22 protein-coding genes are annotated in these 26,970 nt (G+C 61.6%); 10 read left to right on the top strand and 12 right to left on the bottom strand.

The features are described 5' to 3' along the window. Nucleotides 1–33: 33 nt before the first annotated feature. The 5 genes from cobA to KHP07_RS13015 all read right to left on the bottom strand — a co-directional run bounded on the left by cobA (nt 34) and on the right by KHP07_RS13015 (nt 5,707). The gene (cobA, locus tag KHP07_RS13035) at nt 34–774 is read right to left on the bottom strand and encodes a uroporphyrinogen-III C-methyltransferase (protein ID WP_078049747.1); all 741 of its coding nucleotides are present in this window, start codon (nt 772–774) and stop codon (nt 34–36) included. Between the two features lie 26 nt (nt 775–800). Next, the gene (locus KHP07_RS13030; RefSeq protein WP_099493707.1) at nt 801–2,471 is read right to left on the bottom strand and encodes a bifunctional protein-serine/threonine kinase/phosphatase; all 1,671 of its coding nucleotides are present in this window, start codon (nt 2,469–2,471) and stop codon (nt 801–803) included. Beyond that, nucleotides 2,471–3,682: a nitrate/nitrite transporter gene (locus KHP07_RS13025; protein WP_034108223.1), complete on the bottom strand. Its 1,212-nt coding sequence runs from the start codon at nt 3,680–3,682 to the stop codon at nt 2,471–2,473. Before KHP07_RS13025 ends, KHP07_RS13030 begins: the two co-directional genes overlap by 1 nt. Nucleotides 3,683–3,891: 209 nt before the next feature. Continuing rightward, a complete protein-coding gene (locus KHP07_RS13020) occupies nt 3,892–4,467 on the bottom strand; it encodes an ANTAR domain-containing response regulator (RefSeq protein ID WP_015885342.1) in 576 nt (191 codons plus the stop codon). A 13-nt stretch (nt 4,468–4,480) separates the two neighbouring features. Continuing rightward, nucleotides 4,481–5,707, bottom strand: a complete 1,227-nt coding sequence (locus KHP07_RS13015) for a CmpA/NrtA family ABC transporter substrate-binding protein (RefSeq protein ID WP_250883567.1) — start codon at nt 5,705–5,707, stop codon at nt 4,481–4,483. Nucleotides 5,708–5,980: 273 nt separating this feature from the next. Between KHP07_RS13015 and sctC the strand changes: the two genes are divergently transcribed. From sctC to KHP07_RS12990, 5 genes are all read left to right on the top strand, one after another. Continuing rightward, nucleotides 5,981–7,408, top strand: coding sequence for a type III secretion system outer membrane ring subunit SctC (sctC, locus tag KHP07_RS13010; protein ID WP_214497474.1), 1,428 nt, complete (start codon nt 5,981–5,983; stop codon nt 7,406–7,408). Nucleotides 7,409–7,423: 15 nt separating this feature from the next. Then, nucleotides 7,424–7,648 carry a FliM/FliN family flagellar motor switch protein gene (locus KHP07_RS13005; RefSeq protein ID WP_099493606.1) on the top strand — a complete coding sequence of 75 codons (225 nt, stop codon included), beginning with the start codon at nt 7,424–7,426 and terminating at the stop codon, nt 7,646–7,648. A gap of 155 nt (nt 7,649–7,803) precedes the next feature. Continuing rightward, nucleotides 7,804–8,223, top strand: a complete 420-nt coding sequence (locus tag KHP07_RS13000; protein WP_078049743.1) for a winged helix-turn-helix domain-containing protein — start codon at nt 7,804–7,806, stop codon at nt 8,221–8,223. After that, nucleotides 8,216–8,677, top strand: a complete 462-nt coding sequence (locus tag KHP07_RS12995; RefSeq protein WP_100492335.1) for a transglycosylase SLT domain-containing protein — start codon at nt 8,216–8,218, stop codon at nt 8,675–8,677. The genes KHP07_RS13000 and KHP07_RS12995 overlap by 8 nt, the downstream gene beginning before the upstream one ends. A gap of 86 nt (nt 8,678–8,763) precedes the next feature. Beyond that, nucleotides 8,764–9,789: a quinone-dependent dihydroorotate dehydrogenase gene (locus tag KHP07_RS12990; protein ID WP_099493604.1), complete on the top strand. Its 1,026-nt coding sequence runs from the start codon at nt 8,764–8,766 to the stop codon at nt 9,787–9,789. Nucleotides 9,790–9,969: 180 nt separating this feature from the next. Here KHP07_RS12990 and rmf read toward each other — a convergent pair whose 3' ends face one another. Then, nucleotides 9,970–10,185 carry a ribosome modulation factor gene (gene rmf / locus KHP07_RS12985; RefSeq protein ID WP_002553055.1) on the bottom strand — a complete coding sequence of 72 codons (216 nt, stop codon included), beginning with the start codon at nt 10,183–10,185 and terminating at the stop codon, nt 9,970–9,972. 532 nt (nt 10,186–10,717) lie between these two features. Here rmf and rlmKL point away from each other — a divergent pair. After that, nucleotides 10,718–12,982: a bifunctional 23S rRNA (guanine(2069)-N(7))-methyltransferase RlmK/23S rRNA (guanine(2445)-N(2))-methyltransferase RlmL gene (rlmKL, locus tag KHP07_RS12980; protein ID WP_078049740.1), complete on the top strand. Its 2,265-nt coding sequence runs from the start codon at nt 10,718–10,720 to the stop codon at nt 12,980–12,982. 142 nt (nt 12,983–13,124) lie between these two features. Continuing rightward, the gene (locus KHP07_RS12975; protein ID WP_214497306.1) at nt 13,125–15,524 is read left to right on the top strand and encodes a sensor domain-containing diguanylate cyclase; all 2,400 of its coding nucleotides are present in this window, start codon (nt 13,125–13,127) and stop codon (nt 15,522–15,524) included. Nucleotides 15,525–15,625: 101 nt separating this feature from the next. Here KHP07_RS12975 and dacB read toward each other — a convergent pair whose 3' ends face one another. After that, the gene (gene dacB / locus KHP07_RS12970; protein WP_214497305.1) at nt 15,626–17,086 is read right to left on the bottom strand and encodes a D-alanyl-D-alanine carboxypeptidase/D-alanyl-D-alanine endopeptidase; all 1,461 of its coding nucleotides are present in this window, start codon (nt 17,084–17,086) and stop codon (nt 15,626–15,628) included. 238 nt (nt 17,087–17,324) lie between these two features. On the opposite strand from dacB, the gene KHP07_RS12965 reads away from it, so the two are divergent. Then, a complete protein-coding gene (locus KHP07_RS12965; protein WP_010208515.1) occupies nt 17,325–17,669 on the top strand; it encodes a YggL family protein in 345 nt (114 codons plus the stop codon). A 36-nt stretch (nt 17,670–17,705) separates the two neighbouring features. Here the strand turns inward: KHP07_RS12965 and KHP07_RS12960 are convergent, their stop codons facing one another. Then, complete coding sequence (locus KHP07_RS12960) at nt 17,706–18,896, bottom strand: benzoate/H(+) symporter BenE family transporter (protein WP_099493601.1); 1,191 nt, start codon at nt 18,894–18,896, stop codon at nt 17,706–17,708. 225 nt (nt 18,897–19,121) lie between these two features. On the opposite strand from KHP07_RS12960, the gene KHP07_RS12955 reads away from it, so the two are divergent. After that, entirely contained in the window at nt 19,122–19,886 is a 765-nt protein-coding gene (locus tag KHP07_RS12955) for a GntR family transcriptional regulator (protein WP_003175499.1), read from the top strand. A gap of 122 nt (nt 19,887–20,008) precedes the next feature. Here the strand turns inward: KHP07_RS12955 and guaD are convergent, their stop codons facing one another. Genes guaD through xdhA form a run of 4 tightly spaced genes read right to left on the bottom strand, consistent with a single transcriptional unit; the run spans nt 20,009 to nt 26,030 of the window. Next, complete coding sequence (guaD, locus tag KHP07_RS12950; RefSeq protein WP_099493600.1) at nt 20,009–21,313, bottom strand: guanine deaminase; 1,305 nt, start codon at nt 21,311–21,313, stop codon at nt 20,009–20,011. A 12-nt stretch (nt 21,314–21,325) separates the two neighbouring features. Further along, complete coding sequence (xdhC, locus tag KHP07_RS12945; protein ID WP_101272467.1) at nt 21,326–22,165, bottom strand: xanthine dehydrogenase accessory protein XdhC; 840 nt, start codon at nt 22,163–22,165, stop codon at nt 21,326–21,328. Between the two features lie 21 nt (nt 22,166–22,186). Then, nucleotides 22,187–24,589, bottom strand: coding sequence for a xanthine dehydrogenase molybdopterin binding subunit (gene xdhB / locus KHP07_RS12940; RefSeq protein WP_214497304.1), 2,403 nt, complete (start codon nt 24,587–24,589; stop codon nt 22,187–22,189). Next, nucleotides 24,582–26,030 (bottom strand): xanthine dehydrogenase small subunit, encoded by a 1,449-nt coding sequence (gene xdhA / locus KHP07_RS12935; protein ID WP_214497303.1) that lies wholly within the window; start codon nt 26,028–26,030, stop codon nt 24,582–24,584. The genes xdhB and xdhA overlap by 8 nt, the downstream gene beginning before the upstream one ends. 280 nt (nt 26,031–26,310) lie before the next feature. Between xdhA and KHP07_RS12930 the strand changes: the two genes are divergently transcribed. Then, nucleotides 26,311–26,970, top strand: a complete 660-nt coding sequence (locus KHP07_RS12930; RefSeq protein WP_099493597.1) for a GntR family transcriptional regulator — start codon at nt 26,311–26,313, stop codon at nt 26,968–26,970.

The following is a 26,970-nucleotide window of genomic DNA, read 5'->3' as shown; positions in this document are numbered from 1 at the left end:
TTAGGCCGGGCTTTTTTTCGCCTGGAATTTGCCTCAGGCACTGGCTGCTGCGAGGTATGCGGCCTGTTCGCTGCCGGCGACACGGCCGATCACCAGGATTGCCGGGCTCTTCAAGGCAAATGCCTGTGCATCCTCATGCATACGTGCCAGCTCGCTGCGACATTCGCGTTGCTGGGGCAGCGATGCGTTTTCGATCATCGCCACCGGCATATCCGCCGCCATCCCACCGTCCAGCAATTGCTGGCGGATCTCCTCCAGCTTCGCCACGCCCATGTACACCACCAACGTAGTCCCGCCCTCCGCCAGGGCCCGCCAATTCAGGCGGCTGTCGTCCTGGGTATGCGCCGTGACCAAGGTCACGCCACGACTCACCCCACGCAACGTCAACGGCACCGCGCAATTCGTCGCGCCCGCCAGGCCCGCCGTGATTCCGTTGACCAATTCGACCTCGACGCCCCGATCACGCAGCCACAGGGCTTCTTCACCGCCGCGCCCGAAAATGCACGGGTCACCGCCTTTGAGCCGCACCACGCATTTGCCCTGGCGCACATAGCGCAACATCAGGCGATGGATAAATGCCTGCGGGGTCGATCGGCAGCCACCGCGTTTGCCCACGGTAATCACCCGCGCTCCGACACCGTGCTCCAGCACCGCCGGGTTGACCAAGTCATCGATCAGTACCACATCGGCTTCGCGCAGGGCCCGCACGGCCTTGAGGGTCAACAGTTCCGGGTCGCCGGGGCCTGCGCCTACCAGCCAGACTTTTGCATTCATAAGGTGTTCCTCGTCCAGGGATGACGTCAGCGGTGAAAAAGTGAGTACAACAGCACCAGGTTGATCAGCATCGACAGCAGTGCCAAAGTGCGCCAGACCTTGAGGGGTTCACGCTCCAGCAAGGGCCTGGGGCGTATGCTCAGTTCCTGGCGATCCGCTTGTTCGAGCACGCGCAGCCACTCTTCGGCGGTTTCATAACGGTGGGCTGGCTGAGCAGCTACGGCACGTTCCAGGCTGAGAGGCAGCCAATCCGGCAGGTCGGGGCGGTAGCGACTGGCGCTTACCGGGTGGGTAAACCGTGGCCGTTGGAAGGCTTCGATTTCGCCGTAGGGGTAGTGCCCGGTCAGCAGGTAATACAGGCAGACGCCAACACTGTATAAATCCTGCTGGGCCGTAGGGCGGTCGCCACTGAATGCCTCGGGTGCAATAAAGCTTGGCGTGCCCGGCAGCGCATGGGCGCGGTCTTCCGACAGGCCAGGACAGTAAGCCAGGCCGAAGTCCAACACGCGCAGTTCGCCGTCGTCCCCCAATAGCAGGTTTTCCGGCTTGATATCGCGGTGCAGGATCTGCCGCCGATGCAGCATGCCCACCGCTCGCAGCAAACGTTCGGCTATCGATTGCCATTGCGCCAGGGGCAGGGGGCCTTGATGCTGGAACAGTTCGGCCAGGGTCTGGCCGGAATATTCCCGCATCACATAGTACAAATGCTGGCGCCCGCTGCCGGAGTGGACTTCAGGAAATGCCCGCCCGGCAACCCGGCGCAGAAACCATTCCTCCGACAGCAAGGCCTGGCCGGCGTCGCTGTCATCGTCGCGGCTCAGCGGCAGGGTTTTCAGCAGCCAGGGCTGCTGCTGGGCATCCCGCACCCGGTACAGCAATGACTGCCGGCTTTGCGCCAAGACGCTTTCCACCTGCCAGCCTTCAAAATGTTGCCCGGCTTTCAAGGGCGGTGGCAGTGGCCATTGCTGCAACTGCACCAGGGCATCGCCGAGGGTCGCCGCGCCGAGGGTATCGACGCGTACCAACAGGGCGCTGGCATTGTCCTGGCTGCCGGCCAGGTGTGCGGCGTTCACCAAGGTGTTTACCGCCCGCTCCAAGTCCGCTTGTTCGCGCAGAATCGCCCGGATGCTGTGATCACCCAACGTTGCCCACACGCCATCACTGAGCAGCAGGAAACATTCGCCTTCGCGCAGCTGGCCGTCGAGAAAATCCAGCACCAAGTGTTGATCCAGGCCAAGGGCGCGCTTGAGCACATGCTGCATGCCTGGCTGTTCCCATACGTGATCCTCCGTGAGGCGCTGCAATTCGCCATCCAGCCAGCGATAGGCCCGGCAATCGCCGACATGCGCCAGGGTAAAGCGCTGGCCGCGAAACACCAGGGCGCTCAAGGTGGTCAGCAAGGGCTGGCCGCCGCCATTGGCTTGCAACCAGCGATTCTGGGCCAGCAGCAAACGTTCCAGGGCCTGGGCCACGCCCCAGGTCTGCGGCGTGGCGTAGTAATCCAGGGCCAACGCCTGCAAGGTCGAGCGCGCCGCCAGGCCACCGTCGGCGCACTGGCTCACGCCGTCGGCGATGGCGCACAGGTAGCCTTTGCTGGCTGCCAGTTCGGCCACGGGCGTCACCACTCGCAGCGCGTCCTGGTTTTCCGCCCGTGGGCCGATGGCACTGGCGTGGGCGACGCTCAATTGCAGGCTCATCAGACCCGTGCAGCCGTCACGGCGGCCGAGCCCCAGGTGGTCCTCCAACGGCGCTTCACGCCATGCAGGCCGAACCAGGCCAACACGCCCAGGCTGGCAAACAGCCAAAGCGCCATCTGATAACTGCCGGTGCTTTGTTTGATCGCCCCCATGCCGGCCGCCAGGGCGAAGCCGCCGATGCCACCGGCCATGCCGATCAGGCCGGTCATCACGCCGATCTCGCGACGGAAACGCTGCGGCACCAATTGGAACACTGCGCCATTGCCGGCACCCAGGCCGAGCATGGTGCAGACGAACAAGGCCAGTGCCGCGTAGGAACTCGGCAAGTTGAAACCCACCGCCGCGATGCAGATCGCCGCCACGCTGTACATGCCCAAGAGGGTACGGATCCCGCCGAAGCGATCTGCCAGGGCGCCGCCCAACGGGCGCATCAGGCTGCCGCCGAACACACAGGCGGCGGTGTAGTAGCCGGCAGTCACCGGGCTGAGGCCGTACTGGTCATTGAAGTAACCGGGCAGGGCACTTGCCAGGCCGATAAAGCCGCCGAACGTCACACTGTAGAAAAACATGAACCACCAGCTGTCACGGTCGCCCAGGGCTTTGAAGTAGTCGGCCATGGACTTGGCTTTGGGCCGTTCAGGCGCATTGCGCGCGAGCCAGGCAAACACGATCAGGGTCAGCACCAGCGGGATCAAGGCGAAGCCGAAAACGTTGCTCCAACCAAATGCCGCAGCCAGTACCGGCGCCAGCAACGCAGCAAACACCGTACCGGAGTTGCCCGCGCCGGCAATGCCCATGGCCTTGCCCTGATGTTCGGCCGGGTACCATTGGGAGGCCAGCGGCAGTGCAACCGCAAACGATGCGCCGGCCATGCCAAGGAACACGCCCAGCAGCAAGGCTTGCTCGTAACTGTGGATTCCCAGTTTCCAGGCACCGAACAGGGCGCAGATCACTATCACCTGGCCAATCAGGCCGGCGGTCTTGGGCGACAGCTTGTCCGCCAGCATGCCCATCAGGAAACGCAGCACGGCACCCGCGAGGATCGGCGTCGCCACCACCAGGCCGCGCTGTTGGGTGGTCAGGTGCAGGTCGGCAGCAATTTGCACCGCCAACGGGCCCAACAGGTACCAGACCATGAAGCTCAGGTCGAAATACAGGAACGCGGCAAACAGGGTCGGGGTGTGCCCGGATTTCCAGAAGCTTGATTTCATCACGCACCTCAACGGTTGGGAGTCTTGTAAGAAGGCCTGGTGATGGAACAGCCGGCGAAGGCCGCCCCACCGGCCCCGTCTCCGGGGCCAAAACGAAAAAACGCCGCCACCGGGTTCGCGAGGGCAAACCGGGTGTGCGACGTCTTTGTCGTGGAGGGGCAACCGCCGTTGGCTACCTGTGATGAATCCTTAGCAAGAGCTGCGCCAAATCAGCCCAGCAACTCACTCATGGCGATGATCTGCTCCGCCACCTGGATCAGCTTCTGCTGACGGCTCATGGCTTGGCGGCGCATCAGGGTGTAGGCCTCTTCCTCGTTGCAGTCCTTCATTTTCATCAACATGCCCTTGGCCAGCTCGATACGCTTGCGCTCGGCCAGTTGCTGGTCCCGCGCCTGGAGCTGGGCACGCAAGGCCTGGTCGCTTTCGAAGCGGGCCATGGCCACGTCGAGGATCGGCTGCAGGCGCTGGGCCTGGATGCCTTCGACAATGTAGGCGCTGACGCCTGACTTGATCGCCTGGCGCATCACGTTCGGGTCATGTTCGTCGGTAAACATCACGATGGGGCGGGGTTGGTCGCGGCTGACCAGGACCACTTGCTCCATCACGTCGCGGCCCGGTGACTCGGTATCGATCAGGATGACGTCCGGGCGCACCGTTTCGACGCGCGCGGGCAGGTCGATGGTCAGGCCGGACTCATCGATCACTTCAAAACCGGCCTCGATCAGCGCCGCCCTGAGACGGCCGACCTTGCGCGGGGTGTCGTTGATCAACAGGATTCGCAGCATCGGGAGCCCCCTGTCAGCGCAAGGCATGGCGGTTGGATGGGGCAGCCAGGGCATGCAGGCGGAAGCTGCGCGCGTAGCTGGCGGGGTCGGAGCCGTCCCAGACCTTGCCGTCGATCAGCTGACTGCTGCGCATGTCCTGGCCATTGTCGGTAATACCCAGCACCTCGGCCGCTTGGCGGAAAAGCGCCAGTTGCTGCACCTGGCGGGCCACTCCCAGGTAGTCGGGGTCCTCGCGCAGCAGGCCCCAGCGCCGGAACTGGGTCATGAACCACATGCCGTCGGAGAGGTAAGGCAGATTCACCTCACCATCGGCAAAAAAGCGCAGGGCGTGGGGATCCTGCCACTGGTTGCCCAGGCCATCGTCATAGACCCCCAGCAGGCGCGGCTCGATGCAGTCGAGTGGGGCGTCGAGGTACTCGCGGCCACTGAGCAATTGCGCGGTGGAGCGGCGGTTTTCGCTGCTTTCTTCGATAAACCGGCTGGCCTCCAGAATCGCCATCACCAGCACGCGTGCCGTGTTGGGGTACTGGTCGACAAATGCCTGGGTGCAGCCGAGCACCTTTTCCGGATGGTCGGGCCAGATCGCTTGAGTTGTCGCCAGGGTGAAGCCCTGGTTCTGCTTCACCGCGCTGGCGCACCAGGGTTCGCCGACACAGAAGCCATCGATACGCCCGGCTTGCAGGTGCGCAACCATTTGCGGCGGCGGGACCACCACGCTGTCCACATCCTGCAACGGGTGGATGCCTTGGCTCGCCAGCCAGTAATACAGCCACATCGCATGGGTGCCGGTGGGAAAGGTCTGGGCGAAGGTCAGTTTTGTTCGGCTTTGGTGCACGTGGCGGTCGAGCGCCTCAGGAGTGATCACGCCTTGTTGCTGCAAGCCATGGGACAGGTTGATGCTCTGGCCGTTCTGGTTGAGCCCCATCAGCACGGCCATGTCGGTGGGCGCAACGCCGCCGATGCCCAGGTGCACTGCATAAATCAGCCCGTACAGGCTGTGGGCGGCGTCCAGTTCGCCGCTGACCAGTTTGTCGCGCAGGTTGGCCCAGGACGATTGGCGCTTGAGGTTCAGGGTCAGTCCGTAGGGTTGGGCGAAGCCCTGGGTGGCCGCCACCACCATCGAGGCGCAGTCGCTCAAGGCCATGAAACCCAGGTCAAGGCTGCTCTTTTCCGGCGCATCGCTGCCGTTGACCCAGGCCAGCGGGTCGTTCATTGGGCTGTTGCCTGCCGAATCGTTCATCAACACCTACCTTTTCACTCAAAAAAAAGCGTCGTTCCCTCAGATGGCGATGCAAGCCAGTGCGGGTAACGACGCCTTTGTCCGTAAGCACGCTCCGCCGTTGGCGCGGGCTCTGATACCGAGTTCATAGCAAGGCACATGCCACGGGCGGCGCGGCCGGGCAGCCGTCAACTTTCCATCAAGATTGAAACCGGGCGGCCTTTCAGTATGGCGACACTTTCAATGCCAGACCGCCCAGGAAACCCCACGGTGTATGCCGACGTACCTGCAACGATGCCCCGCCGCCGGTTTTGCCGGTGGTTATGGTTCGCCGCGCTATTTGCCGCGCTGCTGTCGACAGGTGCGCTTGCCTCGGGCAAGCCCTATCCCGCACAGGACGAAAGCCTGCATACCGTATTTACCGCGCTCTCGGAGCCACTGGGCTTGCCCATCGTTGTCAGCCAGGCGGTGGCCCGTAAACGCCTTAGCGCCACGCTGGATTTTGCTGCACCGCAACAGGCCCTGGAGCATCTTGCGCGGCAACAGGGGCTGATCTGGTACGGCGACGGGCAAGCGCTCTATGTCTATGACGCTGACGAGGCAAAGAGCTCGGCGGTGACCTTGCGGCATATATCCGTCGATCGACTGCGCAGCCTCATGCGCCGCTCGGGCATCGATGAGTCTCGCCATCCCTTGCGCGAAAGTGGGGGGCGAACATTTTATGTGTCGGGGCCACCCAATTATGTCGACCAGGTACTGCGCCTGGCCCAATTGATGGACCGGCAAAGAGCCGACCTGCGGGTGGGCAAGCAGGCCTTTGCCGTCATGCAAGTGTTCAACACCGATGTAGCTGACCGCGAGTACGGCACGCGCGACAAACCGGTCACCGTACCGGGGATGGCGTCGATGGTTGAGACCCTGCTGGCCAGCGAGCACAAGGGCATGTTGGCCGACAAGCGTGTGGGCGTGATCGCCTACGCGGACAGCAACAGCCTGCTGATCAAGGGCACGTCGGCGCAGGTGGGTTTCATCCAGAAACTGGTAGCGGAACTCGACATACCCAAGCGTCCCATCGAAGTCTCGCTGTGGCTGGTGGATGTGGAGCGCGCTGAACTGAAGAAGCTGGGCCTGGAAGGGGATGGGGAAACCAACGCGTCGTCCACGCGAGTCCTGGAGCCACTGGAGGATAGCCAACTGATGGCCAAGATCGGCGCATTGGAGCGTCGACGGCGAGCGAAGGTGGCGACGTTGCCGGTAATTCTTACTCAGGAGAATGTGCCTGCGGTGTTTCAGGACAACCACACGTTCTATCTGCCCACTCCTGGCAGTGACCGGACTGATTGGAAACCTGTGCGCTATGGCACCGAGGTCAGCGTATTACCGCGATTTGTCGAGGCTAACCAGATCGAGATGCGCCTTGAGGTTGAAGAGGGGCGCCAAGTGAGTGAGGCGGGGCGACGGGAAAAAAACACGGCGGTGGGGCAGATGAACGTCAACAGTGTGGTGCGCTTACCCCAGGGCAGACGGCTATGGCTGGGCGCCTTTCATCGAGAGCGGACGGGGGGCTCGACGCAGGTGCGGCTGTTCGTGATCCAGGCAAAGGCGGTGGGCAGTGAGTTGAATCAGGCGTTCGGGGGCGTAGGGCCACCGCCGTTGACGGCTACGCAATACGAGCGTGTCCGGCGTGCATTTGTTCGGCAGGAGCGCGATGTCTCACAGTGAACAAGGTTTTAACCCATGCATCTGGAAATACTTCTACAGGAACAACTGATCAGCCGCAGGCGCCTGGCGGCCTTTGCCCCAGGGAAGGTCTTACCGTTGGCGCCGCAGGTCATTCACTGCGTGGAGGTTCGGGTTAATGGGCACTTGATGGCCTTGGGCGAGTTGGTGCAATTGGAGGACCGGCTAGGGGTTGAGTTGCATGAGGTGTATGAGGCCTGGCTGCCAGGCGAGGGTGGGTAGTGAAGCGTCCTACATGTGCGTGTCCAAAACCGGTGGAGGTATGGGCTTTTTCCTAGGGTGAGTCGTGAGGCAGGTTCTTATAGTCGTGGCATGGATACCTGAGCCAGTAATGAAAATGAGGACTTCAATGTCAGTAGTCGGATGCCGAGGTAATAATGGCTAGGGTGAGTGAGGGAGGGACGACGACTCCCCTGTTTTTTGCGTGCTGGGCCCTGCATGGCGATGGTCGGCTGACGGGGGCGGGGACTGACGTTCAGCTACCGCCCAAAGAGTGGCAGGTGTTGCGGCTGCTGTTGGTGTCTGGCGGCGTGTTGATGACCAAGGATCGGCTGCTGGAGCAGGCCTGGCCCCAGGGGGAAGTTGCCGAGGAGTCGCTGACTCGCTGTATTTACTCGCTGCGCAAGTACCTGGGAGCCGACAAGGGGTTTATCAAGACGATCTACGGTCGAGGCTACCGCTTTACCTGCCCGGTGCGAAGCGAGGGCCAGGCGCTGGATCGTATGGAACATGTGTGCTCGTCCTGCGGCCAGGTCAGCCACGGCTCGGTGAAACAGGGCTTGGTGAAGCATGGCTAGGTTCTGGAGCAAGGCCCTGGTGTTGAGCGTGGCGATGGCCAGCAATCACGTCATGGCATTTTGCTGGGAGCAGGCTGCCAGCCAACACAATATCGAGCCCGAGTTGCTGCAAGCGATCGCCGCCGTGGAATCGGGCTTCCGTGCGCAGGCGATGAATCACACCAACCGCAATGGCACCCGAGATATCGGCCTGATGCAGATCAACAGCATCCACTTGCCACGCTTGCTCAAGCAAGGCATAACCGAGGATCGGTTGCTCAATGAGCCCTGCCTGTCGGTTGAGGTGGGCGCGTCGATTCTCGCCGAATTCATCCAGCGCTTTGGCTACAACTGGACGGCGGTGGGTGCCTACAACGCAGGCCCGGGTTCCGGTCCAGAGCGTGAGGCGTTGCGCAGGCAGTATGCCGAGAAAATCTGGGCGTATTACGAGCAGTTGGTAGCGCATCGCTACTGATGATTGAGGTTCACGCCTCGCGCGCTACCCGTGACCCCGGCTATAATCGCCGCCACCTTTCGCCGCCATCCGAGTCTAGCCCGCCCATGTATACCCTGGCCCGCCAGCTGTTGTTCAAACTCTCCCCGGAAACCTCCCACGATCTGTCCCTGGACCTGATCGGTGCCGGTGGCCGCCTGGGGCTCAATGGCCTGGTATGCAAGGCACCGGCAAAAATGCCGGTCTCGGTGATGGGGCTCGATTTCCCCAACCCGGTCGGGCTGGCGGCGGGCCTCGATAAGAACGGCGCGGCCATCGATGGTTTCGCACAGTTGGGTTTCGGCTTTGTCGAAATTGGCACCGTGACCCCACGCCCACAGCCAGGCAACCCCAAGCCGCGTATTTTTCGCCTGCCGGAAGCCGAGGCGATCATCAACCGCATGGGCTTCAACAACCTGGGCGTCGATCACTTGCTGTCGCGGGTTCAAGCCGCGAAGTACAAGGGCATCCTGGGTATCAACATCGGCAAGAACTTCGACACGCCAGTTGAGCGTGCGGTGGATGACTACCTGATCTGCCTGGACAAGGTCTACGCCCACGCCAGCTATGTCACGGTCAACGTCAGCTCGCCCAACACCCCGGGCCTGCGCAGCCTGCAGTTTGGCGACTCCCTCAAGCAACTGCTCGAAGCCTTGCGCCAGCGCCAGGAAGACCTGGCCGTGCGTCATGGCAAGCGCGTGCCGTTGGCGATCAAGATTGCCCCGGACATGAGCGACGAAGAAACCGTGCTGGTGGCCCAGGCCCTGGTGGATTCGGGTATGGACGCGGTGATCGCAACCAACACTACCCTCAGCCGCGCAGGCGTCGAAGGCTTGTCCCATGGCGACGAAGCAGGCGGCCTGTCGGGTGCGCCGGTGCGCGACAAGAGTACCCACATCGTCAAGGTGCTGGCTGCCGAACTGGCCGGGCGTTTGCCGATCATCGCGGTGGGTGGTATCACCGAAGGCAAGCATGCCGCCGAGAAGATTGCTGCGGGTGCCAGCCTGGTGCAGTTGTACTCCGGCTTCATCTACAAGGGGCCGGCGCTGATTCGCCAGTCGGTGGATGCAATCGCCGCACTGCCGAAACGGTAGGCGCTGGCGTGCCGGTGATGGCGTCCGAAAGATCAATCGCCATTGCGAAGGCGCCATCGCCCAGGCAATAAAAAGGGCTCCTCAAAAGGAGCCCCCTGGGCCGAAGCCCGCCGCCCGGATGGGGCGTGCATGGTAAGTCGTTACAAATTCAAAGGTGGTGTCGGAATTAAAAGCCCTTGATTAGCCGACGGCGTGAAGTTCGTTGAGTCTGTGGATGCCCGCAGTGCCAGTCATACCGTCCCAGTTGTCGCCGCGTCCTTCTCGCCAGCCGTTGATCCAGGCTTGGCGCACCGACGGTAGAGTAAATGGGCAAAGCTCACGGGATTTGCCATGAACGCCATATTGATATCCGCGTAAAAATGCTCTTTCCAACGGATCACGCTTAAGTCTTCTCATAGGGTGTTTCCCTCACTTGTTGACTGTCTTGATATCCTTCGGCCTCGTCCGAGGCCGGGCAGAGTTTTTCTGCCGTTGGTGGGCTCGCTGCCGGCGTGGCGAGCCAATGTGTCGGCGTCGTTACGGCGCCAACCTGTGTTGAGTTCTAACCAATAGGTCACATGGATTCAATGATCGTTTTGTCATAAGCACGTAACGATAACGATGCTATAGCCATAAGCTGGGATGGCTTTTAGCCCCATTTATTGGGCAAAGCCAGCTATGATGCACCCTGCAAAGAGGATGGGTTTAATCCTTTAGTGAGAATGTCCGCCCGTTGCAGTCGGTTATTATTCGACGAAGGGTCGAGATATTTCTTTTTGTTGCTGCAAATTCTTTATCTGCCCCGTCAATCAAGGCCCACGGGCTCATTAGACGGGGTGGGACGGCACATTCGTGCCACGCGAGCACTCTTCAAGAAAAGTGCTTGATTGAAAACCGAACCGGCGATGCGTCGCTCGTTCATTTATTGCTGAAAAGCCTGGAATGCCCCATGTCGGACCGTTTTGAACTCTTCCTCACCTGCCCCAAGGGCCTCGAAGGCCTGCTGATCGAGGAAGCCGTCGGGCTTGGCCTTGAGGAAGCCCGCGAGCACACCTCGGCCGTGCGCGGCATGGCCGACATGGAAACCGCCTACCGCCTGTGCCTCTGGTCGCGCCTGGCCAACCGCGTGCTGTTGGTACTCAAGCGTTTCCCGATGAAGGACGCCGAAGACCTCTACCACGGTGTATTGGATATCGAGTGGGCAGACCACATGGTGCCCGACGGCAGCCTGGCCGTTGAGTTCAGCGGCCACGGCTCGGGCATCGACAACACCCACTTCGGCGCGCTGAAGGTCAAGGACGCAATCGTCGACAAACTGCGCACCCCGACCGGCGAACGCCCATCCATCGACAAGATCAACCCGGACCTGCGCATTCACCTGCGCCTGGACCGTGGCGAAGCCATCCTGTCCCTCGACCTGTCCGGCCACAGCCTGCACCAGCGCGGTTATCGCCTGCAGCAGGGCGCGGCACCGTTGAAGGAAAACCTGGCGGCCGCGATCCTGATCCGTTCCGGTTGGCCACGTATCGCCGCTGAGGGCGGTGCGCTGAGTGACCCGATGTGCGGTGTGGGCACCTTCCTGGTCGAAGGCGCGATGATCGCCGCCGACATGGCGCCGAACCTGAATCGCGAACTGTGGGGGTTTACCACCTGGCTCGGTCACGTCCCGGCGCTGTGGAAGAAACTGCACGCCGAGGCTGCTGAACGTGCCGCCATTGGCATGAACAAGCCGCCGCTGTGGATCCGTGGCTACGAAGCTGACCCACGCCTGATCCAACCCGCACGCAACAACATCGAACGTGCCGGCTTGAGCCACTGGATCAAGGTGTACCAGGGCGAAGTCGGCACCTTCGAGCCGCGTCCGGACCAGAATCAGAAAGGCCTGGTCATCTGCAACCCGCCGTACGGCGAGCGCCTGGGTGACGAAGCCAGCCTGTTGTACCTCTACCAGAACCTCGGCGAGCGTCTGCGCCAGGCGTGCATGGGCTGGGAGGCGGCGGTGTTTACCGGCGCGCCGGACCTGGGCAAGCGCATGGGCATCCGCAGCCACAAGCAGTATTCGTTCTGGAACGGCGCGTTGCCGTGCAAGTTGCTGCTGATCAAGGTCAACCCGGATCAGTTCGTTACCGGCGAGCGTCGTACCCCCGAACAGCGCCAGGCCGAGCGTGAGCAAGCCGCTTACGATCAAGCCCCGGCCGAGCCGCAAGAGCGTCAGTACAACAAGAACGGTAACCCGATCAAACCCGCCCCGGCCCCTGTGGTCGAGCAGGCGCGCTTGAGCGAAGGCGGGCAGATGTTTGCCAACCGCCTGCAGAAGAACCTCAAGCTGCTGGGCAAGTGGGCCAAGCGCGAAGGCGTGGATTGCTACCGCGTGTACGATGCCGACATGCCGGAATACTCCATGGCCATCGACCTGTACCACGACTGGGTCCACGTGCAGGAGTACGCTGCGCCGAAGTCCATCGACCCGGAAAAAGCCTCCGCGCGTATGTTCGATGCGCTGGCAGCCATTCCACAGGCGCTGAACATCGACAAGAGCCGCGTGGTAGTCAAGCGTCGCGAGCGTCAGAGCGGCACCAAGCAGTACGAGCGCCAGAGCGCCCAGGGCAAGTTCACCGAAGTCAGCGAAGGCGGCGTGAAGCTGCTGGTCAACCTCACCGACTACCTGGACACCGGCCTGTTCCTCGACCACCGTCCGATGCGCCTGCGTATCCAGAAGGAGGCCGCCGGCAAGCGCTTCCTCAACCTGTATTGCTACACCGCCACCGCCAGTGTGCACGCGGCCAAGGGCGGCGCGCGCAGCACCACCAGTGTCGACCTGTCCAAGACCTATCTGGACTGGGCGCGTCGCAACTTCTCCCTCAACGGTTTCTCTGACAAGAACCGTCTGGAGCAGGGTGATGTGATGGCGTGGCTGGAGGCCAGCCGCGATGAGTTCGACCTGATCTTCATTGACCCGCCGACCTTCTCCAACTCCAAGCGCATGGAAGGCATCTTCGACGTGCAGCGCGACCACGTGCAGTTGCTCGACCTGGCCATGGCGCGCCTGGCGCCGGGCGGCGTGTTGTACTTCTCGAACAACTTCCGCAAGTTCGCGCTGGAGGACAACCTCAGCGAGCGCTATGTGGTCGAGGAAATCAGCGACAAGACCATCGACCCGGATTTCGCGCGTAATGCGAAGATCCACCGGGCGTGGAAAATCACCGCGCGCTGATCGCTGCCACTAAAAGAGCCGCAAGCCTGGATTATTCCGGGCTTGCGGCTTTTTTGCGCTGGTCAAATTCAAGGCCCGTGGCTATAACTTAAGGCCTAGCCAAAGTGACACCCCCCGCACGCTGGCGTTGTGAGTGTTGCCTATGCCGTTGCAAGCTGTTCGCCCGAAAATCCTAGGCTTTATCAGTGAGCAGGCGTCGGCTTGGCTGGTGGCATTGGTGGTGTTACTGGCAGGTTTTGCCTTGACGGCAATCGTTGCATGGGCAGCCTCCGACCTCTATCAGCAACAGGTGCGCCAACGCTTCCAGTTGTTGGTCAACGAGCGTTATACCCGCCTGCAGGAACGCTTCGAAGACCAGGAGCAGCGCCTGAACAGCTTGCGGCGTTTCTTCGTCAATTCCGATGAGGTGTCCCGCGAGGAGTTCGACGGCTTTGCCCAGCCCTTGTTGTTGCGCGCCCGCGCTTATTCCTGGGCGCCACGGGTGTACCGCGAGCAGCGCAGCCAGTTTGAACAAGCGGTGGCCGAACAGCGCGGCACTCCCTTTGTTATCCGTGAGCTGAATTCGGCCGGCGAGTTGGCCCCAGCGCCCGAGCGCGATGAATACGTGCCGGTGCTGTACAGCCAGACCCAGAGCCTGCTGGGCGCACCGCTGGGCTTCGATCTGTTGGCCCAGCCGCTGCGGCGTTCAGCGCTTGAGCGCGCGCAGAGCACCGGTAAGTTCGCGGTCTCCCAGCCGATGCAATTGGTCGGGGTAGAGCCGGCCTATGCCACCGGGGTGCTATTGGTCGCGCCGGTGAGCCATCAGCCCACTTCCGAGCAGTCCCAGAATGAGCCCTATGGTTATGTGATGGCGGTGATCAGCATGCGCCAGTTGGTGGCCGATGGTTTGCCCAAGCCGGACCGGGACAACCTGGTGATGCAGATTGTCGACACCTCTGACCTGCAGAATCGCGTGCTTTTCGAATCCAGCAACGAGGTGGGCAGCAGTGACCTTGTCGGCGCGCGCCGCCTCACGTTGGGTGACCGTGTTTATGCGCTGAAATTGCGCCCAAGCCAGGTGTTCGACCAGGCCAACCACTCTTCGCTGTCCACGGTCTTGACCATGGGTGGCCTGCTCAGCCTGTTGCTCAGCGCCTTGCTCTATGTGCTGGTGAGCCAGCGCCAACGTGCGTTGAAACTGGTTGAGCAGCGCACGGCGCAATTGCGTCTGCGCGAGCAGGAATTGCGCGGCGCTCATGGCCAATTGCGCAGCGTGCTGAATGCCGCGACCCAGGTCGCGATCATCGCCACCGACCTGCGGGGTGTCATCAACACCTTCAACGCCGGTGCCGAGCAGATGCTGGGTTTCAGGGCCGAGCAGGTAGTGGGCACCCACACCCTGGAAAGCCTGCACCTGGCGCCGGAACTGGAAGCCCGCTCCGCCAGCCTGAGCGTGGCCTTGGGCAAGCGCATCCCGGCGAGCCAGGCCATGCTGGTTGAAAGCCCTGACACCCTGCATGAAGCCCGTGAGTGGACCCTGGTTCGCGAGGACGGCAGCCAACTGACCGTGAACATGCTGGCCACGGTGTTGCTGGACGACCATGGACTGTGGATCGGCCACCTGGCGATCTACCTGGACGTCACCGAACAAAAGCGTGCCTACGAGGCCCTGGCAGCCCGGGACCGCCTGCTCAAGAAACTCAGCGCCCACGTGCCCGGAGGGATCTTCCAGTTCACCCTGGAGCCCCGGGACAACTGGAAATTCATCTACGCCAGCGACGGCATGCGCGATATCTATGAAATCGAGCCCGGCGTGCTGCAGCAGGATGCAAAGAAGGTCTTCGAGCGTATCCACCCGCTGGACGCGGAGCGGGTGCGCGCCTCGATTCGCTTGTCGGCGTTGCAGTTGAGCCATTGGCGCGAGGAATACCGCGTGCTGTTGCCACAACGGGGCCTGCGCTGGATTCGTGGCGAGGCGACGCCGGAAGAGTTACCCGCGGGCGGCACGTTGTGGCATGGCTACGTGTCGGATATTTCCGATCTCAAGCGGGTGGAAGAGGAGCTGCGTGCACTCTCGATCACCGATGCACTGACCGGGATCCACAACCGCCGCTACTTCCAGGATCGTCTCAAGGCCGAGATGGTGCGGCTCAACCGCACCTCGGGGGCTTTGTCGGTGATCATGCTTGATATCGATCACTTCAAGCGTATCAACGACCAGCATGGGCATGCGGTGGGCGATGGGGTGTTGCAGGAGCTCTGCAAACGCATCAGCCAGCGCCTGCGCCGTACCGATGTGTTCTGCCGCCTGGGCGGTGAGGAATTCATGGTGCTGTGCCCCCACACTGATGGCGATCAGGCCTACCGCCTGGCGATGGAATTGTGGGAGTCGCTGCGCAGTGCGCCGATGGAGCCGGTCGGCGTAGTCACCGCCAGCTTTGGCGTGGCCAGTTGGCGCGTAGATGAAGACGTCGACGGGCTGTTGCTGCGCGCTGACTCGGCGGTGTACGTGGCCAAGCAGGCGGGCAGGGACCGGGTGGAGGCCGAAAGACTGCGTGCCTGATCAACCCCGTAGGAGCTGGCTTGCCGGCGATGAGGACCGAATGTTCAGTGGTGCTCTTTCGGACGTCATCGCCGGCAAGCCGGCTCCTACAGGGTACAGATTCAGAGGACGGGAGCAGCCGCCACTGCCTTCGGCTGACGATACAAGTCCAGCAGCACCTGATCCAGCACCGACGAAGCACCCCATGGCTTCGGATCGTTGAGGATTGCCACCACGGCCCAGGTATTGCCGTTGTTGTCGCGGCTGAACCCGGCGATGGCGCGTACGGTGTTCAAGGTGCCGGTCTTGACGTGGGCTTCGCCGCGCATGGCAGTGGTCTTCAGGCGTTTGCGCATGGTGCCGTCGGTGCCGGCGATCGGCATCGAGCTGATGTATTCGGCGGCGTAAGGGCTTTTCCATGCGGCTTGCAGCATGGCCGCCATTTCACGGGCGCTGACGCGTTCGGCACGCGACAGGCCGGAGCCGTTTTCCATCACCAGGTGCGGCGCGGTAATGCCTTTTTTCGCCAGCCACTGGCGCACCACACGTTGCGCCGCCTTGGCATCATCGCCGTCGGCATCGTTGCGGAACTGCGCGCCCAGGCTCAGGAACAGTTGCTGGGCCATGGTGTTGTTACTGTATTTGTTGATGTCGCGGATGATTTCCGCCAGGTCCGGTGAGAACGCCCGGGCCAGCACCTTGGCATCCTTGGGCACGGGTGCCTGGATGTCACGGCCCTGGATGGTACCGCCCAGTTCTTGCCAGATCGCCCGCACGGCGCCGGCGGTGTAGGTGGCGTGATCGAGCAAGGACAGATAAGTCTGCGAGCTGCAGCCATCGGCCAACTGGCCGCTGACCGTCACTGTCACGCTGCCATCGGCGGCGGTCACCGGGTTATAGCGCACATCGCCAGTGCACTGCTTGGCGTTGGACACCTTGACCTGATTGTCGATGCGGATGCTCGCAATCGGCGGCTCGACCGACACCAGCACCCGGCCGGAGTCATTGCGGGTGACGAAACGCAGCGCCTTGAGGTTGACCAGCAGCGCGTCCGGCTTGACCAGGAAGGGCTTGTTCTCGTCGTTGCCATCGTCGTTGAATTCCGGCAACACCGGTTGGTTGAAGAAACTGCGGTCCAGCACCAGGTCGCCGGTGACTTGCTGCACACCGTTGGCGCGCAGGTCGCGCATCAGCAGCCAGAGTTTTTCCATGTTCAGCTTGGGGTCGCCGCCGCCCTTGAGGTACAGGTTGCCGTGCAACACGCCTGCGCTGAGGGTGCCGTCGGTGTAGAACTCGGTTTTCCACTGGTGGTTGGGGCCGAGTATTTCCAGGGCCGCATAGGTGGTGACCAGCTTCATGGTCGAGGCCGGGTTCACTGAGACATCGGCGTTGAAAACGGTCGGTGTACCGGGGCCGTTCAGGGGAATCATCACCAGGGACAGCGCGGTGTTTTGCAGCTTGGCTTTGGCGAGTGCCTGCTGAACATTCGGTGGCAGGGTATTGTTGACGGGGGCAGCGGAGGTGGAAAAGGCCAGCGGAAGGAGAAGACCGGCGAGCAAGACGGAACGCAAAGATTTGATCATAAGAAGTAAAACCCTACTGCTGAGGAGGGTGAAAAAGGCGAGGGGTAAATAAGAAAAATCCCTCAATAGTCATGAAAGTGTCGGCATTATGCCCCAAGGTTGATCCACTTGTAGCTGAACGATAGCTGGTATTGCGCGTTTTTTTTAGCGCCATTGTGCCGCCTGTCCCAGAGAGTCGGGCAATTGCCGCCTTAAACTGCTAAAGTGCCGCCCGTTATTACTTATGAGGATTGTTCCAATGGCGACTAACCGTTCCCAGCGTCTGCGCAAAAAACTGTGCGTTGATGAATTTCAAGAGCTGGGTTTCGAACTGAACCTGGACTTCAAAGAAGGCCTGAGTGAAGAAGCTATCGACGCTTTCCTCGAAGCATTCATCAAAGAAGCCATGGAAGCCAACGGTCTGGGCTATGTCGGCGGCGATGACTACGGTCTGGTTTGCCTGCAGAAGCGCGGCTCGGTCTCCGAAGAGCAGCGTGCTGCTGTTGAAGCCTGGCTGAAAACCCGTTCCGAGCTGACCAAGGCTGAAGTCAGCCCGCTGCTGGACGTGTGGTATCCGGAAAAGCCGATCAACGCGGCTAAGTGATACTGAAAAAACGGCGACCTGAAGGTCGCCGTTTTTTTATGCCTTGCGCCAATTCAGAATCAGCAGCGTCAACACCCCCGCCACAATTCCCCAGAACGCCGAGCCGATGGAAAACAGCGTCAAGCCAGACGCCGTGACCATAAAGGTGATCAGCGCCGCTTCACGTTCCTTCGGCTCATTCATGGCGATGCTCAGGCCATTGATGATCGAGCCAAACAGTGCCAATGCCGCAATCGACAGCACCAGTTCCTTGGGCAAGGCTGCGAACAACGCCGCCAAGGTCGCACCGAACACCCCGGCAATCCCGTAGAACACTCCGCACCACACGGCGGCGGTGTAGCGTTTGTTCCGGTCTTCATGAGCATGGGGCCCGGTGCAGATGGCCGCGCTGATCGCCGCCAGGTTGATGCCGTGGGAGCCGAAGGGCGACAGCACCAATGAGGCCAGGCCGGTGGCGGTGATCAGCGGCGAGGCGGGTACGTTGTAACCGTCGGCCCTGAGCACGGCGACGCCGGGCATGTTCTGGGATGTCATCGCCACGACGAACAGCGGGATGCCGATGCTGATGGTGGCAGCCAGCGAGAAGTGCGGCGTGGTCCACACCGGCGTCGCCACTTCCAGGTGAAAACCACTGAAGTCCAGCAACCCCATCAAACCGGACAATACGGTGCCGATCACCAATGCCGCCAGCACCGCATAACGCGGCGACAGGCGCTTGATCACCAGATACGTGAAGAACATCCCCAGTACCAGCCCGGTGCGATGCTGCGCGGCGACGAAGATCTCGCTGCCGATCTTGAACAGAATCCCTGCCAGCAACGCGGCCGCCAGCGAGGCCGGGATGCGCTTGACCAGTTTTTCAAAGCTGCCGGTCAACCCGCAAATTGTCACAAGGACGGCGCAGGTGATGTAGGCACCGATGGCCTCGCCATAACTCACACCGCCCAGGCTGGTGATCAGCAGTGCCGCGCCCGGCGTCGACCAGGCAATGGTGATGGGGGTGCGATAGCGCAGCGACAGGCCAATGCTGCACACCGCCATGCCGATGGAAATCGCCCAGATCCATGAAGAAATCTGCGCCGTGGTCAAACCGGCGGCTTGCCCGGCCTGAAACATCAGGACCAGGGAGCTGGTGTAGCCGGTCATCATCGCGATGAAGCCGGCGACAACGGCCGACGCAGACGTGTCGGCCAGCGGGCGCATTGGCGCTTGGGTGGCGTCGTTCATGGAAGGTGTTCCTTTTACCTGGGTGTTTGCCGTTGTCGGCACGGATTCAAGCCTAAACTTAAACGTAACGACTCATTGCAATACAGCCGACGGCGCAAACAGCCGTACAGTGTGTTGGCGCATTGGGTTGTGTACAATGTGCCCTGATTTTAGGTGATACTTGCCAGCGACACGCTGTTGCCGTATTACCGTTAATTCGCCGCCGTTCTCCATACCCGAGTGCCCATGAACGAACAGTTGCAACCTCTCAAGAAACAACCGCGTGCCGGCAAGGCTGGTCGCAGCGGAACCCAGGACGATATCGTCTATGCGCATATCTTCGAGGCGATCCTCGAACAACGCCTGGCACCCGGTACCAAGTTGAGTGAAGAGGCACTGGGCGAAATCTTTGGCGTGAGCCGCACCATCATTCGCCGTGCCCTGTCGCGCCTGGCCCATGAAGGCGTGGTGCTGCTGCGGCCCAATCGCGGTGCGGTGGTGGCCAGCCCAAGCGTCGAGGAAGCACGCCAGGTGTTCCTCGCGCGGCGTCTGGTGGAGCGGGCGATCACTGAATTGGCGGTGCAGCACGCCACGGCCGAACAGTTGGCCGAACTGCGCCAGATGGTCAACGATGAGCGCGACAGCTTCTCCCGTGGCGATCGCGGTGCGGGCATCCGCCTCTCTGGCGAGTTCCACCTCAAGCTGGCCGAAGCGGCGAAGAACGCCCCGCTCATCAGCTTCCAGCGCAGCCTGGTATCCCAGACTTCATTGATCATCGCCCAGTACGAAAGCGGCAACCGCTCGCACTGTTCCTACGATGAGCACACCCAGTTGATCGACGCGATCGAAGCACGGGACGCGGCGCTGGCGGTGAACCTGATGATGCATCACATGGACCATATCGACAGCAAGCTCAACCTCGATGAAGAGAGCGCGTCGGATGATTTGCATGCGGTGTTCTCGCATTTGTTGCAGACCAAGAAGCCGGGGCGCTCGTCTGTGAAGTTGTAAGCCCTGTAAAAGTGTGGGAGCTGGCTTGCCTGCGATAGCATCACCTCCGTCTTGCTGAAAGACCGAGGTGTCTGCATCGCAGGCAAGCCAGCTCCCACCTTTGTCTTGTGGTGTGGATGAAATTAGCGCTGGTGCACCAGCTGCCCGGCTGCATACGTCTGCAACACCGTCCGGTCATCCCCCAGCGTCATCAGCACAAACAACGTCTCGGCAATATTCTTCGCCTGTTTCAAGCGATAGCTCAGCAGCGGCGTGGCGTTGTAGTCCAGCACCAGGAAGTCCGCGTCCGTACCCGGTTGCAGGGTGCCGATCTTGTCTTCAAGGCGCAGCGCCCGCGCACCGCCCAGGGTGGCCAGGTACAGCGACTTGAACGGGCTCAACCGCGCCCCCTGCAGCTGCATGACCTTGTAGGCTTCGTTCAGGGTTTGCAGCAGTGAGAAACTGGTGCCGCCGCCTACGTCGGTGCCCAGGCCAACGTTCAGCTTGTGCTTCTCGGCCATCGGCAGGTTGAACAAGCCGCTGCCTAGGAAGAAGTTCGAGGTCGGGCAGAACGCGACCGCCGAACCCGTCTCTGCCAACCGTGCGCACTCGTCATCACACAGGTGCACGCCATGGGCAAACACCGAGCGCTCGCCCAGCAGTTTGTAGTGGTCGTACACATCCAGGTAGCCCTTGCGCTCCGGAAACAGCTCCTTCACCCACTCGACTTCCTGCTTGTTCTCGCTGATGTGCGTTTGCATGTACAGGTCCGGGTATTCGCCCAGCAGTTGCCCGGCCAGCGCCAGTTGCTCGGGTGTGCTGGTCGGTGCAAAACGTGGCGTGACCGCGTAGTGCAGGCGACCTTTGCCGTGCCAGCGTTCGATCAGCGCTTTGCTTTCCTGGTAGCCGGATTCGGCGGTGTCGGTCAGGTAGTCCGGCGCATTGCGGTCCATCATCACCTTGCCGGCGATCATGCGCAGGTCGAGTTTCTCGGCGGCTTCAAAGAACGCATTCACCGACTGCGGGTGCACGCTGCCAAACACCAGCGCGGTGGTGGTGCCATTGCGCAGCAGTTCCTTGATGAAAATATCCGCGACTTCTTCGGCGTGGGCCTTGTCGGCGAACTGGCTCTCGCACGGGAAGGTGTAGGTGTTGAGCCAGTCGAGCAACTGCTCGCCATAGGCGCCGACCATGCCGGTTTGCGGCAGGTGGATGTGGGTGTCGATCAGGCCGGGCGTGATCAGCGCGTCCTGGTAGTGGGTGATTTCGATGTCGGCGGGCAGGGTTGGCAGCAAATCGCTGGCATGGCCAAGGGCACTGATCTGACCGTTTTCGATCACCAGCAGGCCGTCTTCGAAATATTCGTAGGAGGCTTCTATCCCCACTTCAGCAGGATCGGCGATGCTGTGCAGAAGGGCGGCACGGTAGGCTTTGCGAGTCAAAGGCATGGTGATCTCAATTCAAATGGCTTGGCTGCGACGTGAAGCCGGCAGCAGTTTGGCAATAGGTTCGGCGCTGGCGGTGTGCTGGCCGAAATTGGCGTTATAGGTGGCGATGATTTCCCCGGCGATGGAGATGGCGATCTCCACCGGCAACTTGCCCTTCACCTCGGTGAGACCCATGGGGCAGCGCATGCGTTGCAGCTGAGCGGTGTCGAAGCCACGGTCACGCAGGCGGTGTTCGAACTTGACGCGTTTGGTCTTCGAGCCGATCAGGCCGAAGTAGGCGAAGTCATTGCGTTTGAGCAGGGCGGCAGTCAGTTCCAGGTCCAGCGCGTGATTGTGGGTCATGACGATGCAGTAACTGCCCACCGGCAAGTCGGCAATTTCGTCGACCGGCTCTTCGCTGACGATTTTACGCACGCCCTGGGGGATATGTTCCGGAAACTCCTGGTCACGGGAATCGATCCAGCGCACCCGGCACGGCAGGCTCGCCAGCAACGGCACCAGCGCACGGCCGACATGCCCGGCGCCAAACACCGCGATCTGTGCCTGCACCTGGCCCATGGGCTCGAACAGCAACACCGTCACGCCGCCACAGCACTGGCCCAGGCTCGCGCCGAGGCTGAAGCGCTCCAGATGGGTGTTTTGCTGGCCACGCACAAGCATGTCGCGGGCGATCTGCATCGCCTTGTATTCCAGGTGCCCGCCGCCGATGGTGTCGAAGGTCTGGGCGGCGCTGATCACCATCTTCGAACCGGCATTGCGCGGCGTAGAGCCGAGCTCTTCGATGATGGTCACCAGCACGCAGGGTTCACCCCGGTTTTGCAGGTCGGCGAGGGCGCTGATCCAGTTGTTCATAGTCACCTCTTGTGGTGTCTGTCAGGCCGTCATCGCTGGCAAGCCAGCGCCTACAGGGGGTGGGGTGGTTTGCAACTGCCGCATTTGTTCGCAACCCCACAACACCCGCTCCGGCGTGGCTGGCGCATCGATCTTGGGTTGATGGCGATAGTCACCCAGGCTCGCCACCGCGTCCTTGATCGCGCACCACGAAGCAATCCCCAGCATGAACGGCGGTTCGCCCACGGCCTTGGAATGGAACACCGTGTCTTCCGGGTTCTTGCGGTTTTCCACCAGCTTCACCCGCAGGTCCAGCGGCATGTCGGCCACGGCCGGGATCTTGTAGCTGGCCGGGCCATTGGTCATCAGCTTGCCCTTGTTGTTCCACACCAGCTCTTCCATGGTCAGCCAGCCCATACCCTGGATAAACCCGCCTTCTACCTGGCCAATGTCGATGGCCGGGTTCAGCGAGGCGCCCACGTCGTGGAGGATGTCGGTACGCAGCATCTTGTATTCGCCGGTCAGGGTGTCGACGATCACTTCGCAGCAGGCCGCACCGAACGCGAAGTAGTAGAACGGCCGACCACGGGACTGGCTGCGGTCATAGAAGATTTTCGGGGTCTTGTAGAAGCCGGTGCTCGACAGCGAGACCTGGGCAAAATACGCCTGTTGGATCAACGCTTCGAAGGTGAGGATCTGGTCACGCACGCGCACGTGGCCGTTGTGGAATTCCACATCCGCTTCACTCACGTCGTATTTGCGTGCGGCGAATTCCACCAGGCGTTGCTTGATGGTTTCGGCGGCGTTCTGCGCAGCCTTGCCGTTCAGGTCGGCACCGCTGGAGGCCGCCGTTGGCGAGGTGTTGGGCACCTTGTCCGTGTTGGTGGCGGTGATCTGTACACGGTCGATGTCCACCTGGAACACCTCGGCCACCACTTGCGCGACCTTGGTGTTCAGGCCCTGGCCCATTTCGGTGCCGCCGTGGTTCAAGTGGATGCTGCCGTCGGTGTAGATATGGATCAGTGCACCGGCCTGGTTGAGGAAGCTGGCGGTAAACGAAATGCCGAACTTCACCGGGGTCAATGCCAGGCCTTTTTTCAGGATCGGGCTGTGGGCGTTGTACAGGCGAATCGCTTCGCGGCGTTCGGCGTATTGGCTGCTGGCCTCAAGCTCGGCGGTCATCTCTTCGAGCATGTTGTGCTCGACGGTCTGATAGTAGTGGGTGACGTTGCGCTCGGTCTTGCCGTAATAGTTGGCCTTGCGCACCGCCAGTGGGTCCAGCGTCAGATGGCGAGCGATGGCGTCCATCACTTCCTCGATGGCAACCATGCCTTGCGGGCCGCCGAAACCACGGTAGGCGGTGTTGGACGCGGTGTTGGTCTTGCAGCGATGGCCGTTGACCGTGGCATCGCCCAGGTAATACGAATTGTCGGCGTGGAACATCGCACGGTCGACAATCGAGTTGGACAGGTCCGGCGAACAGCCGCAGTTGCCCGCCAGCTCCAGGTTGATACCGTGCAGGCGCCCTGTGTCGTCGAAGCCCACGTCGTATTCGATATAGAAGGGGTGGCGCTTGCCGGTCATCAACATGTCTTCGACGCGCGGCAGGCGCATCTTGGTCGGCTGGCCAGTCAGGCGCGCCACCACCGCACACAGGCATGCGGGGCTGGCCGCCTGGGTTTCCTTGCCGCCAAAACCACCGCCCATGCGGCGCATGTCGACCACGATCTTGTTCATCGATACGTCCAGCACTTCGGCCACCAGCTTCTGCACTTCGGTGGGGTTCTGCGTGGAGCAGTAGACAATCATGCCGCCGTCTTCGGTGGGCATTACCGAGGAAATCTGGGTTTCCAGGTAAAAGTGTTCCTGGCCGCCGATATGCAGCGTGCCCTGGATGCGGTTTTTTGCGGTGGCCAAGGCGCCGGCCGAATCGCCGCGCTGGTGGGTGTGGCTGTCGAGTACGAAATGTTTTTTACGGAAGGCCTCGACCACGTCCAGCACCGGTTCCAGGTCTTCGTATTCGATCACGGCTGCCATGGCGGCCTTGCGTGCGGTTTCCAGGTCGCGGGCGGCGACCGCCAGTACGACCTGGCCGACAAACTGCACGGTGTCGATCGCCAGCAATGGATCGCCCGGCATCAATGGGCCGATGTCTTTCAGCCCCGGCACGTCTTCGTGGGTGATGACAATGCGCACGCCTTCAAAGGCATAGCAAGGCGTGGTGTCGATGCTGATGATGCGGGCGTGGGCGCGGTCGGACATGCGCGCATACAGGTGCAACTGGTTGGGGAATTCCAGGCGGTCATCGATGTACTGCGCCTCGCCGGATACGTGCTTGGCGGCGCTGTCATGCTTGACGCTGCGACCGACCCCGGAGGTGAGGTCCTGGGCGAACAGCTCGGCGAGTTCGGCCTGGGTTTTAACGACGGCGTGATGGTTAGACATAAGCGGTCACCCGAGTCTCGATGTGCGGCGTTTGCAGTTCGATGAAGTATTTGCGCAGCAGGTTCTGCGCGCTGAGCAGGCGGTATTCCTTGCTGGCGCGGAAGTCCGACAGCGGAGTGAAATCCTCGGCCAGGGCGGCGCAGGCTTTCTCCACGGTGGCGCTGTTCCAGGTGGCGCCGAGCAACGCGGCTTCGCAGCTTTTGGCGCGCTTGGGGGTGGCAGCCATGCCGCCGAACGCCACGCGGGCCTCGCTGATCACACCGTTGTCGATCTTCAGATTGAACGCAGCGCAGACGGCGGAAATATCATCGTCCAGGCGCTTGGAGACTTTGTAGGCGCGGAACAACGTGTGGCCTTTCGGCACGATGATCTTCTCGATGAACTCGCTGTCCTGGCGGGCAGTGACGCGGTAGTCGATGAAATAGTCTTCGAGCGCCAAGGTGCGGCGTGTCTCGCCCTTGCACAGCACAATCTGCGCGCCGAGGGCGATCAGCAGCGGCGGTGAGTCCCCAATCGGCGAGGCGTTGCCAATGTTGCCGCCCAAGGTGCCCTGGTTGCGGATCTGCAGGGAAGCGAAGCGGTGCAGCAGCTCGCCGAAATCCGGGTAGGCGTGGTGCAAGGCGGTGTAGCAGTCGGAGAGGGCGGCGGCGGCGCCGATTTCCAGGCGGTCATCGAAGTCTTCGATGCGCTTCATTTCTTCAATGTTGCCGACGTAGATCATCACCGGCAGCGTGCGGTGGAACTGGGTGACTTCCAGCGCCAGGTCGGTGCCGCCCGCCAGCAGGCGGGCTTGTGGGTAGGCGTCATAGAGGTCGGCCAGGTCGGCGACGGTCAGCGGCACCAGGCAGCGTTTGTCGCCACTGTTGAGTTCACCGGTTTGGGTCGGCGCGATGGCTTTGAGACGGGCGATGGTCTCGGCCTGGCGGCTGTCGAACTGGTCCTGGGGCTTGTTGCAGCAGGCCTGTTCGGCGGCGGCAAGAATCGGGCGATAACCGGTGCAGCGGCACAGGTTGCCGGCCAGGGCTTCATGGGCTTTCTGGCTGTCGGGAGCGTCGCTGTTCTTTTGCAGGGCGAACAGCGACATCACAAAGCCTGGGGTGCAAAAGCCGCATTGCGACCCGTGGCACTCCACCATGGCCTGTTGCACGCTGTGCAGTTGGCCCTGGTGCTTGAGGTCTTCGACGCTGATCAGTTGTTTGCCGTGCAACGACGACACAAAGGTCAGGCACGAGTTGAGGCTGCGATAACGGATCTGCTCGGCGCCTTGAGCATCGGTATGCAGCTCGCCGACCACCACCGTACAGGCTCCGCAGTCGCCGCTGGCGCAGCCTTCCTTGGTGCCGGATTTGCCCACGTGCTCGCGCAAATAGTTGAGCACGGTCAGGTTGGGGTTCAGGGCGTGCTCGCTACGGAGTTCCTGGTTAAGTAAAAACTGGATCACGGAAGGCCTCGCAGACTCATTATTGTTGTTAACCGCTTTGCGCCGAATCTAGTCATGTCTGACTTTTCGGTCAATGATTTTCTGACTAGAAGGTCAAGAAATTGCGATCGCAACACATTCAATTATGGTCCAGTCTTCTGGAACCGTTGTTTTTGGCGGCTTATGGGCTTTGCGTGTTGCTTATTTCATGCCAAATTCGCCACGGTGGGCGTAGCGCCATCAGCGGGCCAATGCGCTACACTGCCGCGCTTGTACCGATAGAAGATTTTGAAGGGAAAACATGACGTTCAAGGCGCCGGACAGTCTCGCCGAGCAAATTGCTCACCACCTCGCCGAACGCATCATTCGCGGCGATCTCAAGCCTGGGGAGCGGATCCAGGAGCAAAAGGTCACGCTGGCACTCAATGTCAGCCGTGGTTCCGTGCGCGAAGCCTTGCTGATCCTCGAACGCCGCCACCTGATCGCGATCCTGCCGCGCCGGGGCGCCCACGTCACCGAACTCACCGCGCACAAGGTGCAGAGCCTGTGCACCTTGATGGGTGAGTTGTACATCCTGCTCGGCAATGCGGTCGCCCAGGGTTGGCAGGTGCAGGCCGACATGGCGCCGTTCCTGCAGATCCAGCAGCGCCTGGTGAGCAGCTTCGAGCGCCAGGATATCCGTGCTTTCGTCGAAGAAAGCTTCAACGTGATGCGCGCCGCGTACCCCTTCGCCAATAACCCTTATTTGCAGGAAACCGTCGAGAACCTGCAGCCGGCGATGAACCGCGCCTATTACCTGGCGCTGGATCAACGCAAGGCCTCCATGAGCGAGTACCTGGCATTATTCGAACAGCTGCTCGCCGCCGTGCTGGCGCGTGACTTGGTGCAGATCCGCCAAGTGCTGTCGGCTTACGGCCAGCGCAGCTGCTCGCTGGTCATCGCAGCGTTGGCGGACGCCTAA

Origin of the sequence: Pseudomonas sp. VS40 (assembly GCF_018587885.1) — a bacterium.
In the GTDB taxonomy this organism is placed as follows: Bacteria; Pseudomonadota; Gammaproteobacteria; order Pseudomonadales; family Pseudomonadaceae; genus Aquipseudomonas; species Aquipseudomonas pergaminensis.
The sequence above is the reverse complement of the archived record's forward strand: the minus strand, read 5'-3'. Positions and strand labels throughout refer to the sequence as shown.